Origin of the sequence: Hymenobacter sp. (assembly GCF_036388155.1) — a bacterium.
GTDB lineage: Bacteria > Bacteroidota > Bacteroidia > Cytophagales > Hymenobacteraceae > Hymenobacter.
Genome location: NZ_DASVSI010000075.1, coordinates 1 through 12,232, shown reverse-complemented (window position 1 = coordinate 12,232; position 12,232 = coordinate 1). Strand labels below are relative to the sequence as shown.

The window sequence follows — 12,232 nt, the reverse complement described above, 5'->3', positions numbered from 1 at the left end:
CGTCCGTGGCTCGGGCCAGTAGTTTACGTCGCGGACTAAAAGTCCGCGCTACTCGTCGTCCTCTGAGGTTTTGCCCAAATCATCCAGCGCTATTTTGATGAGGTCCTGCTCGTAGCCTTTGCCGGTGAGGTACTGCGAGATTTTCATGCGGCGCACCCGCGGGTTCGACTCCTTTTCCTGGCGGTCCTTCTTCTCCAGAATGTCGACCAGGTTCTGGTAGTATTCCTCGCCGTCAATCTCCTTCATGCCCGACTTGATGCAGTACTCGCTGATGCCTTTCTGCTTGAGGTCCTGCACGATGCGGCGGCGTCCCCACTTCTTCTGGCGGTAGTGCCCGCGCACGAAAGCTTTGGCAAACCGTTCTTCGTCCAGCAGCTTTTCGCGGCTTAGGCGGATGATGATTTCGCCGGCCTCGTCCTCGTCCAGGCCGTAGGAGCGCAGCTTTTGCTCCACCTCTTTCTGAGTGCGCTCCTGGTAGGCGCAGAAGGCCGCGATTTTTTGCAGGGCTTCGCCGGGCGTGTACTGCTTGGGCGTTTTGTCGGGGCTTTTGAACATGGAAGTTGGAATGGGAAGGACGAGTAATACTGAACAATGCGCCCGGTAGTTCGTTACCAAAGCTCGCGCGGAATGGCGCAATTTGTCTCTCGGCACTTCCCACCCTGCTGCTTGAAACCGGAATTAAGTCCCGGCATCCGCCTGATGCTGCTGAGTACCTTGCTCTTCGCGGGCATGAACGCCTGCGTGAAGCACCTGCACCACCTGCCCGCGCTGGAAATTATTTTCTTCCGGTCCATCTTTTCCATCGTGGCCAGCTACGTGGCGCTGCGGCGGCTGGGCGTGGCGCCCTTCGGCAACAACCACCGCCTGCTCGTCAGCCGGGGCACCACGGGCGCCCTGGCGCTGATTTGCTACTTTCTGGCCCTGCATAATTTGCCGCTGGCCACGGCGGTGACGCTGCAGTACCTCGCGCCCATTTTCACGGCCGTGATGGGCATTTGGTTGTTGCGGGAGGCGGTACGGGCGTGGCAGTGGGTGTTCTTCGTGCTCAGCTTTGGCGGGGTGCTGCTGGTGCAGCAAGGTGCTCCAGAAGCGACGGTCAGCGCTGCTGCTTCGGCGGGTGCTGCGTGGGCTTACGTGGGCATTGGGGCATTGGGCGCGCTGCTTTCCGGGCTGAGCTACAACGCCATCCGGCGGCTGCGCGGGCGGGAGCATCCGCTCGTCATCGTTTTTTACTTCCCCCTGATTTCGTTGCCGTTGGCGGCGGTGGGCTGCCTGTTTCAGTGGCAAACTCCCCAGGGCGCCGACTGGCTCTGGCTGCTGGCCTGCGGGGCCCTCACCCAAGGCGCCCAAGTGGCCATGACTGAGGCCTACCAAATCGAGCGCCTGAGCCGGGTGGCGCCGCTCAACTACCTGGGCATTTTCTACGCGCTGGGGCTGGGCTACGTGTTTTTTGGCGAAACTTTTGGGCCGATGGCCTACGCCGGCATCGTGCTGGTGCTGCTGGGCGTGGGCCTGAATGCCTGGTACACCAGCCGGGTTGACGCCCGTGCCGCGGTCCTGGCGCCCGCCGAAGAAGTGGTGGCCTAAAGCATAGCGGCCGAAACCGCGTCAGCCCCAAAGGCAACCATCCGGCCCGAGCGGGCATCAGTTAGCTTGAGGCCCCGTAACTTGGTCAGGCCTTCTTCTGCCATTTGCTGCTTTATGTTACTGACTACGTTACGCCTCGTTGGGTTTGTATTGTTGCTGAGTGTGTTGCCGGGCCTGGGGTGGGCCGGCGTCATCAAAGGGACGGTGAGCGGGGCCAACAATCAAGGGTTGGCGTTTGCCAACGTGGCGGTGCGCGGCTCGGCCACCAGCACCGGCTCGAACGAGCAGGGCCAGTACCAATTGCGGTTGCCGGCCGGGCAGTACGAGCTGGTGTTTCAGTACGTGGGCTACCGGCCGCAGGTCCAGCCGGTGCGCGTGCTGGGCGGCGACTCGGTCCTGACCGTGAACGTCACCTTGCAGCCGGAGGCCTACAACCTGGGCGAAGTGCTGGTGAAATCCACCGACCGCGACCCGGCTTACGCCATTATTCAACAGGCGCAGCAGTGGCGGGCCTACCACCGGCGCGAAGTGGCCGCTTACCGGGCCCGCATCTACATCAAAGCCCTGGGCCGCATCAACGACACGCCCGAAAAAATCATGGGCCTGTTCAAAATCGGTCCTGATATCAAAAAAGGAATTTTTTACCTTTCAGAGTCTCTGTCCGACATCAGCTTCACCCAACCCAATGTGGTGAAAGAGCGCATGATTTCGAGCCGGGTCAGCGGCGACTCGCGCGGCCTGAGCTTCAACCGGGCCAGCGCGGGCCGCAACCTGGGCTTCTACGAAAACCTGATAAAGCCGGCGTTTTCGGAGCGCGGCTTCGTGTCGCCCATTGCCAGCAACGCCATGCTGTTCTACAAGTACGAGCTGGTGGGCAGCACCCCGCAGGGCGGCGAAACGGTGCACAAAATCCGGGTGATTCCGCGCCGGCGCACCGACCCCGTTTTTTCGGGCTACATCTACATCGCCGACGGCTCCTGGCGCATTCACTCCGTCGACTTAAACCTCGATAAAGACGCCCAGATTGACTACGTCGACCAGTTGCACATCGCCCAGCAATACACCCCCGCGCCGGGCAACCCCAACGTCTGGCTCATTCAGTCGCAGCAGGTCACGGCCAACCTGTCGGGGCTGGGATTCAAGGGTTCGGGTTACATCACGGCGGTGCTGTCGAACTACGCCAACGTGGTGCCCACCTACCCCACGCCGCCCGTGGCCAAAACCCCGCCCGCGGTGGTTGAGACCAAGGACGACGCGCCCAAGGGCCAAGAAACTGCCGCCCAAATCCGCAAGCGCAAGCCCGACCTGCACGGCCTCAACGCCCAGGTGCGCAAAAAGGTGAAGCAAGCCCAGCGCGACTCGCTGAAAAACGACCCCTTTGCTCAGCTGGGCAAGGGCGAAGTGCAGCGCATCGAAGCGGGCGTGAACGAGCGCGACTCGGCCTATTGGGACCAGGTGCGCCCCGTGCCGCTCACGGTCGAAGAAAAGAAAGACTACCGCGTGAAGGACAGCACCGAGGTCATCCGGAAGTCGCGCCCCTACCAGGACTCGCTTGACAAGAAGCGCAACGAGTTCGAGCCCATCAAATTGGTGATGGGCGGCTACACCTACCAAAACACCTTCCGCAAACGGTCGACTTCGGTGCAGCCGCTGTCCCAGATTTTTCAGTACAACACCGTGGAAGGAGGCGTGCTCAACGCCCAGGCCACCTTCTCGCAGCGCACCGACGACCGGCGCTTCTTCAACCTCACTCCGGTGCTGCGCTACGGCTTCAGCAGCAAGGAGCTGAACCCCAACTTGGCCGTGAACTGGCAGCTGCACCCCGCCAAGCTCAAGCAAATCAGTTTGTCGGTGGGCCGAACCATCGAGAATTTCGACCGCAACTCGCAGCTCACGCCCGCCACCAACACCATTTATACCCTGTACGTCAACCGGAATTATGCCAAGCTGTACCGCCGCGAGGGTGCCGAGTTCACCTACCTCACCGAGCCCGTCAACGGGCTGAACATGCGGGCCAGCGCCGGCTACTTCGAGCGGGTGCAGCTGGCCAATACCACCGACCGGCTGTTTCGCGACGTGCGCGGCCGGGCCTTTACCCCGAACCTGCCCGTGAGCGAGGAACTGCCCAACACCGGGTTTGGGCAAAGCCGCATTCTCACCGTCGGGCTGTCGCTCGACTACAAACCCGGCCAGCGCTACATCAACCGGCCCGACGGCAAGTTTAACCTCGGCTCGAAGTGGCCTACGTTCAACGTGCAGGGCCGCATGGCCGTGCCCGACGTGCTGGGCCCCGACGTGCGCTACACCCTGCTGCAAGCCGGCGTGCGCGACAACCTCTCGCTGGGCCTGCTGGGCAACAGCAGCTTCCGCGCCAGCGTGGGTGGCTTCGTGGGCCAGCAGCGGGGCCTGACCTTCATCGACTACCGTCACTTCTCGGGCAACCAAACCCTCCTGGCCGGCGACTTCAGCAACTTCCAGCTGCTGGACTACTACCGCTTCAGCACCAACAACACCTACTTCGAGGCCCACTACAACCACCACTTCAACGGTTTCTTCCTGAACAACATCCCGCTGCTGCGTAAGCTAAAATGGCAGGAGGTGGCTTCGTTCAACTACCTCACCACCAAGCAAGCCGGGCACTACGTGGAGCTGGGCGTCGGCATCGAGCACGTGCTGAAGGTGCTGCGCGTCGACTTCTACACCGCCCTGCAAAGCGGGGAGAAGTTGGGTACTGGCTTGCGCGTGGGTTTTGGTTTTTAAACATTGCGGCTTTTTCCGTCGAGCAGCCCGGGTTGAACGTAACAGGTTTCGTTATAACACCTATTCCAGCTTCGCTTGCCATGAGCAACTCTTTGCGTCCAGTGCGTCTTCTTTCTGCGCTTGCCGTGCTGTTTGGCGGCCTCAGCTTTATTGGGTGTAGTAACCCCTCGGCCGACACGTCCACCACCCCAGCGCCAGTGAGAAAGCAGCTGATTTCGTCAAATTCGGGCTCAGGGCCCGGCATTGTTCCCGGCCCGGACCCCGCCCACCGCAGTGTTCGCCCGGAGGACGTTCTCAGCCAGGACACGATGTACGCCGCCACCTTGCCCGTGTTGAATGACGAAAACGGAGCCATTCGCCTTCGGGTAGTGGTCAACCCGCAGACACATACCATCGAAAAAACCACGGCCATCTTTGCCCCGCACAGAACCGCCGTCACCTACAACCAGCTAGGCGACGGCACGCCAGCGTCAGCACCGCGCCCCCGATAACGGCCGCGGCCAGCAGGGAAGTACGATGGCGCGTCAGGAAGTGGTAAGAGCCGCCGTCCAGCAGTTTGCCAACCACCAAGCCCCAGAACGTCTCAAAGTTGAGCAGCAGGGTGGCGCCCAGCACCGACACGTCAATGACGCGCTCGGCAATGACCGTTCCCAGCGAGGCCCCCACCGGCACGCCGCTCGTGCGCCGCAACACGGAGCACCGCGCCACTTCGCCCATGCGGGGCACCACCAAGTTGGCCAGGTAGCCCACCATCAGGGCGTGGCACATGGGCCAATAGGCCGCTTTCCCATCCAGGGTGTCAAGCTGCATTTTCCACCGGTAGGCCCGGCTCAGGTAGCCGAGCACGGAGAAAACCACGGTCAGCCCCATCCAAAAATAATTTGCTTTGCGCAGGTACAGCCCCACCCGGCTTATGTCTTGCCCGCGCAAAGCGTACACCATAAGCAGGCCCCGAAACCAACAGGAGCAGGGCATATTTCACGACAGCAAATGCTTTTTTCATCGGCCCCACAAGGCAGCAACGATGGCGCCACGAACCGCTTTGCCCCTACCCCAGCCTGCAAATAGCACTATAAAAACCCAAGAATTGGTGCCGAGAGCAATAGCAGAGTTTTGGCAAGAGGCCCACGGCCCTGCAAAGCCCCAACCACGGTCTTGCGCAGCCAAGTACAAACAAAAAAGCCTCTAGCGCAATGATAAAGGCCTTTTTCGTGGCAACAGTTGGAATCGAACCAACGACACCAGCATTTTCAGTGCTGTGCTCTACCAACTGAGCTATGTTGCCGTTTCCCCGCCGCAGGAAACCGCTTTGGGGACCGCAAAGGTACGAAACCAAAACAATGCCGCAAGAAGTTAAGTAAAAAAAGTAGTGACGGGGGTGGCATCGCCCAAAAAGTATTCGGCATGCCGAGTATATTGCAGCCGCAAACGTTCCCACGCCCTTACCTTTACCCGCATGTTGGAGCACATCATATTTTTCTTGCTGCTGGTAGCAGCATTTGGCTTATTTGCCTGGCAAGTCCGAAAAATTCGGGCCAATATCCTCGTCGGACGCGAGCGCGACATGAGCGGCCACGCCGCCGAGCGTTTTAAGAAAACCATGCTCGTGGCGTTTGGCCAGCAGAAGATGTTCAAGCGCATCACCCCGGCGCTGCTGCACCTGATTGTGTACGTGGGCTTCCTGGTGATTAACGTGGAGGTGCTCGAAATCGTGGTCGACGGCCTGTTTGGCACCCACCGCTTCCTGAGCTTCCTCGGCCCGGTGTACGACGTGCTGATGGCCACCAACGAAATCCTGGGCGCGCTGGTGATTCTGGCCGTGGTAGCGTTCTGGTGGCGCCGCAACCGCACCAACCCCGTGCGCCGCTTCACCGGCGTGGAGCTGCGCGCCTGGCCCAAGCTCGACGCCAACATCATCCTCTACATCGAAGTAATTCTGATGGCGGCCTTGTTCACGATGAACACCGCCGACCTCAAGCTGCACCAGCTGCGGGGCGAAGACCTGCCTGGCACCTTCCCCATCAGCAGCCTGCTCACCGGCCTGTTTCCGGCCAACGAGGGCCTGCTGCACGTGCTGGAGCGCGTGGGCTGGTGGTCGCACATCATCGGCATCTTCTTGTTCCTGAACTATCTGCCCAGCTCCAAGCACTTCCACATCATCATCTCGTTCCCGAACGTGTGGTACTCGCGGCTCATCCCGCAGGGGCAGTTCAGCAACGTGGAAAGCATTACCCACGAGGTGAAGGCCATGATGGACCCCAGCTACGCCGTGCCGCCCGCCCCCGTGGGCCCCGACGGCTCGGCCCTGGCGCCCACGCCCTTCGGCGCCAAAGACGTGGAGGACCTGCCCTGGACCAACCTGATGAACGCCTACTCCTGCACCGAGTGCGGCCGCTGCACTTCGGTGTGCCCGGCCAACCTGACGGGCAAGCTGTTGTCGCCGCGCAAAATCATCATGGACACGCGCGACCGGATGGAGGAGAAGTACGAGTCGCCGCTCATCTTCCGGCCCAACATGTACGGCCCCGAGGCCAAGCACGAGCCCGTAACCGACCTGGCCAACGCCACGCTGCTGCGCGGCAAAGTGACGCCCGAGGAGCTCTGGGCCTGCACCACCTGCAACGCCTGCGTGGAAAGCTGCCCGGTGAACATTAATCCGCTGGAAAGCATTATTGAAATGCGCCGCTTTCTGGTGCTGGAAGAGTCGGCCGCGCCGAACTCGCTCAACGTCATGTTTTCCAACATCGAGAACAACGGCGCGCCGTGGGCCTTCTCGCCCTCGGACCGGTTTAACTGGGCCGATGACTTGTACGCGGCGGAGAAGCCCACGCAGGCGGCCGCAGTCGCTTAGCCAGCGGCACAGAAAGAGAAAGAACGTCATGCAGAGCGCAGCGAAGCATCTCGCGTGCTGTAGTAATCAATGACAAACAACGATTGAGTTAGTAAGCCCGGCGAGATGCTTCGCTGCGCTCTGCATGACGTTCTAGGACGTTCAAACCCTCCCCACCATGTCTCCAACTACTCCCGCGGCCGGCGAAAAGCGCCAAATCAACGTTCCCGTCATGGCCGATTTGGCGGCCCGCAATGAGTCGCCTGAAATCCTATTTTGGGTAGGCTGCGCCGGTGCTTTCGACGACCGGTACAAGCGCGTAACCCGCGCCTTTGTGCGCATTCTCGAACATGTCGGCGTGAAGTACGCCGTGCTGGGCCTGGAAGAGAGCTGCACCGGTGACCCCGCCAAGCGCGCCGGCAACGAGTTTCTGTTTCAGATGCAGGCCATGCAAAACATCACGACGATGAACGGCTACGGCATCAAGAAAATCGTGACGGCCTGCCCGCACTGCTTCAACACCATCAAGAACGAATACCCGGCGCTGGGCGGTGAGTATGAGGTGATTCACCACAGCACCTACCTGCAGCAGCTCATCAACGAGGGCAAAGTGGGCGTGACCGGCGGCGAGAGCTTCAAGGGCCGCCGCATCACCTTCCACGACTCCTGCTACTTAGGCCGCGCCAATAACATCTACGAAGCCCCGCGCGAGGTGCTGGCGGCCCTCGATGCCGACCTGGTGGAGATGAAGCGCAGCCGCGCCAACGGCCTGTGCTGCGGCGCGGGCGGCGCCCAAATGTGGAAGGAAGCCGAGCCGGGCAAGAAGGAAATCAACATCGAGCGCACCGAGGAAGCCTTGGCCACCTTGAGCGGCCAAGCCGCCGCGTTGGCCAACCTGGGCGGCGTCGAAACCGAGACCAGCACCCCCGCCGCCCACGACCTGCAGGGCAGCATCATTGCCGTGAGCTGCCCCTTTTGCATGACCATGATGAGCGACGGCGTGAAGAATAAAGAGCAAGAAAGCAAAGTGCAGGTGTTCGACCTGGCCGAGCTGGTGGCCTCGGCCGAAGGCATTAATGCCTAAAAGGCAAGATTTTTAGCGCTTGGTTTAGGCACGGAAACGCGCCTGGATTCGTTTACCCAATACATTTGGACACTCGAGCAGGGTGCGGGATTGACTTGTTTTCGTCAACCGGCTTGTCAACCGCTGAATATCTGACCTATGTACGTTTCTTTCGACCAGCTTCCGCCCACGGCCCGGGTGTGGATTTATCAGGCCAGCCGCCCGTTGGCGGGCCCCGACATCGTGGCGGTGCTGCCCAGCTTGGCCCGCTTCGCGGAGGATTGGACCAGCCACGGCCGCTCGTTGCTGGCCTCGGCGGAGTTTTTGCACCAGCACTTTCTGGTTATTGGGCTCGACGAGGGCGTGGCCGGCGCCAGCGGGTGCTCCATCGACGCGTCGGTACGCTTCATTGCGCAGCTAGAGCAGCACCTGAATGTGGAGTTATTGGATAAGTCCCGCTTGGCGTTTTTGCAGGACGGCGCGGTGCGTTTGCTCAGCCGTACCGAGCTGAAAGCGGCCGTGGCCAAGGGCACCATCGGAGCCGACACCTTTTATTTTGACAATACCTTAGCCACTAAGGGTGAGTTGGATACTCGATGGCCCCGTCCAGCCGGCCAAACGTGGCTGGCGCGGTATTTTGGGCTGGGAGAAAAAAACCGGCAACTAGCGTAAATCCTACCTAAACGTAGTATTATTGCTAACCCAAAAATGCCCAATCGAGAATATTTCTCGGTGCCCCCCCCTCCCCCACCTCCCCCACACCACCTATGAGGAAACTAGTATTCATTTGCGCCGCGGCGAGCTCAACCGCGTTGCTAGGCGGCTGTGCCACCACGGGCAGCATGAGCAAGGCAGACAAGCAGTTTGCCCGGGGCCAGTACGAGCTGGCCATTCCGCTCTACCAGGCGGACATTGCCAAAGGCAAAAACGCGGCTATTTCCAACTTCCGCCTCGGCGAAGCCTACCGCCTTTCCAACCGGGTGGAGATGGCCGAGCCCTTCTACAAAGCGGCCTTGGACGGTGGGGTGAAAAACGCGGACGCCGGTTTCCGCTACGCCGAGGCGCTGCGGGCCAACGGCAAGTACGACGAGGCCGCGGCCCAGTTTGCCACCTACGCCAGCAGCGGCGGCAACCGCACCCTGGCGGCCCGCGCCGAAACCGAAGCCAAAAACGCGACCGACAGCAAGAGCGTGGCCGCCATCAAAAACAAATACGAGGTGATGCCCGTGGACGCCCTCAACTCGGCGGCCTCGGACTTTGGCGGCACGCTGATGGCCAGCACCGGCGAGCTGATTTTTGCTTCGGGCCGCGACGGCAAGAAGTACCTCGGCAACGGCGAGAACTTCGCCGACCTCTACGCCATCAAGTTTGACAACGCGGCCACCATGAGCGGCGGCACCGCCCGCAAGCTTGAAGGCCCCTTCAACTCCGACAACAAGCACGAAGCCAGCGCCACCTACACCCCGGACGGCAAGACGATGGTGTTTGCCCGCTCGAACGACGGCAGCAAAAAAGGCTACCTGAGCGTTGACCTCTGGATTTCCTACAACAAAGCGGGTGCGTGGAGCGAGCCCGTGCTGGCCAACATCAACGACCGCACGGCCGATGATTTCTCGCCCGCTTTCGCCCCCGACGGCACCACGCTGTACTTTGCCTCGAGCCGCAAGGGCGGCCAGGGCGGCAACGACCTCTACAAAGCCACGCTGGGCCCCAACGGCCGCTTTTCGCCGGCCGAAAACCTGGGCGAAACCATCAACACGGCCGGCAACGACAATTTCCCCGGCGTGGCTACCGACGGCACGCTGTACTTCGCTTCGGACGGACGGCCCGGCTTGGGCAAGCTCGACATCTTCATGGTGAAGGGCGGCCAGGCCGTGAACCTGGGGGCCGACGTGAACAGCACCGCCGACGACTTCGCCCCCGTGCCCGTAGGCGCCGACATGGGCTTGTTTAGCTCGAACCGCGCCGGTGGCAAAGGTTCCGACGACGAGTACATGTTCAAGAAGAAAGCGCTGAAGCTGGTGACCTTCTCCCTGGATGGCACCGTGCTGGAGCGCGACGACAAAGCCAAGACCACCGTGCCCCTTGCCGGCGCTCAGGTAACGATTGCGAGCGCCAACGGCCAGCGCCAAACCGTGACCAGCGGCCCCGACGGCAAGTTCACGGCCAAGCTGGACTCGGTGACGAACTACACCATCCTCGCTGAGCGTCCCGGCGATTTTGCCGCGCGTACTTCGCTGAGCACCGTGGGCCGCAAGCCCAGCCAGGACCAGCTGCCCAACCCGGTGAACGACATCAAGCTGCCGGTGACGCTGACGCTGAACAAAATCATCCTGGCCCGCGCGATTGAAGTCAAAGACATTTTCTACGACTACAACAAGTTCAACATCCGCCCCGATGCCGCCATTCGCCTCGACACGCTGGTGCAGACCTTGGTGGACAACCCCAAGATTTCCATCGAGCTGAGCTCGCACACCGACCAGCGCGGCAAGGACGCCTACAACCAGAAGCTCTCGCAGCAGCGCGCCCAGGCCGCCGTGGACTACATCGTGAGCAAAGGCGTCGACAAGGCCCGCATCACGGCGAAGGGCTACGGCGAAAGCCGCCCGATTGTAGCCGCGCCCAAGTCAGAGGAGGAGTACCAGCGCAACCGCCGCACCGAGTTTAAGGTGACGCGAGTCGCTCAGTAGGTTCGCGTTTTCAAGCAACGAAAAGCCCCGGCAGTACCCACTGCCGGGGCTTTTCGTTGGCGGTTATTTTCTCGGTTAACACTTGATTGTCTCGAGCGCGAAAACCGATGGAACGTGGCACAGCTTTTGAAAATAGCGGTGCAGGACCGGACCTCCCGGCTTCTCGTTTATTTCTTCAGCGCCATGAAAAAGGCTCTACTTCTTGCCCTGGTCGGGTTGCTCGCGGCCGTGGCTCCCGCGGTGGCCGTCCCGCCTCCGCCGGCTAACGTGAATTTCTTGTCGGAGCGCGGCGTGCCGTTTGGCCTTGTGCTTGATGGGCGCCCCCTGACACGCGGCGCGGCCCGCCAGGTGCACGTCGACCGGCTAGCCCCGGGCCTGCACTGGGCCGATTTTACAGTGCCCACGGCTTACGGCCGGCCGGTGCGCTTCCGCAGCCGGGTGTGGCTGGAACCCGGCCTGGAAACTTCTTTTGTACTCATTGCCCGGCCCGGCCGCCCGCTCGGCCTGCGGCAGGTGGGGGCAGTGGCTTTGTACGGGCCCAGCCGGGGCCGCGGCAACGGCTACTACGACAACGGCGGCCGCTACAACAGCCCCCAGCCGTATGGGCAAGGCAACAACGACCCGTACGACAACGGCGGTAGCTACAACGCTGCCCCCAACCCCAGTTATAACAACGGCTACGGCAACCAGCCCACCGGCCCGGCCCCAGGCGGCAGCTACGGCAACGGCCCCGACGCCGACGGCTACTACCCCGGCACGGCCGTGAGCAGCTACCGCGCCATGCAGCCGCAAGACGTCGACGCGCTGGTGCAAGCCATCAAGCAGCGGCCTTTTGAAGCCAGCAAGCTGGGCACGGCAAAGGAAGCCCTGGCCCAAAGCGCCATCCAAGCCGACGACCTGAAGCGCTTGTTGCGGAGCCTCGACTTCGAAGCCTCGCGGGTGGAACTGGCCAAGTTTGCGCACTCGCACGTTTCAGACCCGCAAAATTTCTACCGGGTGTATGAGGCGTTTGACTTCGACAACAACGCCCGGGAAGTGCAGCGCGCCGTGGCGCCTGAGTCGCAACGCTAAGATTCAACAGATGTAAAAAAGGCCGCTGCATCCCTGCAGCGGCCTTTTTTGTGCATTATCTTCCGCTTTCGCGCAGGAATGAGAATAGACCTTTCAGAAAAGCTACCAAATCGAGTTCAGCAAAGCAAGCACTAGAACTAGGCTATGTGGACACTAATACTTCCTTAAAAAAAAAAGCCCGTCATGCAGAGCGCCGCGAAGCATCTCGCTCGCAATCACTAACTACTGGTG

At 61.3% G+C, this 12,232-nt stretch carries 10 protein-coding genes and 1 tRNA gene; 8 read left to right on the top strand and 3 right to left on the bottom strand.

Annotated elements, in window-relative coordinates; translation table 11 throughout:
* Positions 1-48: 48 nt before the first annotated feature.
* Positions 49-555: a regulatory protein RecX gene (locus tag VF629_RS10925; RefSeq protein WP_331058510.1), complete on the bottom strand. Its 507-nt coding sequence runs from the start codon at positions 553-555 to the stop codon at positions 49-51.
* A gap of 111 nt (positions 556-666) precedes the next feature.
* On the opposite strand from VF629_RS10925, the gene VF629_RS10920 reads away from it, so the two are divergent.
* The 3 genes from VF629_RS10920 to VF629_RS10910 all read left to right on the top strand — a co-directional run bounded on the left by VF629_RS10920 (position 667) and on the right by VF629_RS10910 (position 4,838).
* Positions 667-1,587, top strand: a complete 921-nt coding sequence (locus VF629_RS10920; protein WP_331058509.1) for a DMT family transporter — start codon at positions 667-669, stop codon at positions 1,585-1,587.
* Positions 1,588-1,701: 114 nt separating this feature from the next.
* Complete coding sequence (locus VF629_RS10915; protein ID WP_331058508.1) at positions 1,702-4,347, top strand: DUF5686 and carboxypeptidase regulatory-like domain-containing protein; 2,646 nt, start codon at positions 1,702-1,704, stop codon at positions 4,345-4,347.
* 101 nt (positions 4,348-4,448) lie between these two features.
* Positions 4,449-4,838 (top strand): hypothetical protein, encoded by a 390-nt coding sequence (locus VF629_RS10910; protein ID WP_331058507.1) that lies wholly within the window; start codon positions 4,449-4,451, stop codon positions 4,836-4,838.
* Here the strand turns inward: VF629_RS10910 and VF629_RS10905 are convergent.
* Complete coding sequence (locus VF629_RS10905; RefSeq protein WP_331058506.1) at positions 4,783-5,322, bottom strand: lysylphosphatidylglycerol synthase transmembrane domain-containing protein; 540 nt, start codon at positions 5,320-5,322, stop codon at positions 4,783-4,785. The genes VF629_RS10910 and VF629_RS10905 overlap by 56 nt on opposite strands.
* A gap of 237 nt (positions 5,323-5,559) precedes the next feature.
* Positions 5,560-5,632 (bottom strand) — tRNA-Phe (locus VF629_RS10900).
* 171 nt (positions 5,633-5,803) lie between these two features.
* Here VF629_RS10900 and VF629_RS10895 point away from each other — a divergent pair.
* The 5 genes from VF629_RS10895 to VF629_RS10875 all read left to right on the top strand — a co-directional run bounded on the left by VF629_RS10895 (position 5,804) and on the right by VF629_RS10875 (position 12,001).
* The gene (locus tag VF629_RS10895) at positions 5,804-7,198 is read left to right on the top strand and encodes a (Fe-S)-binding protein (RefSeq protein ID WP_331058505.1); all 1,395 of its coding nucleotides are present in this window, start codon (positions 5,804-5,806) and stop codon (positions 7,196-7,198) included.
* Positions 7,199-7,409: 211 nt separating this feature from the next.
* A complete protein-coding gene (locus tag VF629_RS10890; RefSeq protein ID WP_331058511.1) occupies positions 7,410-8,261 on the top strand; it encodes a (Fe-S)-binding protein in 852 nt (283 codons plus the stop codon).
* 138 nt (positions 8,262-8,399) lie between these two features.
* A complete protein-coding gene (locus VF629_RS10885; RefSeq protein ID WP_331058504.1) occupies positions 8,400-8,912 on the top strand; it encodes a hypothetical protein in 513 nt (170 codons plus the stop codon).
* Positions 8,913-9,007: 95 nt separating this feature from the next.
* Entirely contained in the window at positions 9,008-10,930 is a 1,923-nt protein-coding gene (locus VF629_RS10880; RefSeq protein WP_331058503.1) for an OmpA family protein, read from the top strand.
* Positions 10,931-11,113: 183 nt separating this feature from the next.
* Positions 11,114-12,001: a DUF4476 domain-containing protein gene (locus tag VF629_RS10875; RefSeq protein ID WP_331058502.1), complete on the top strand. Its 888-nt coding sequence runs from the start codon at positions 11,114-11,116 to the stop codon at positions 11,999-12,001.
* Positions 12,002-12,232 lie beyond the last annotated feature (231 nt).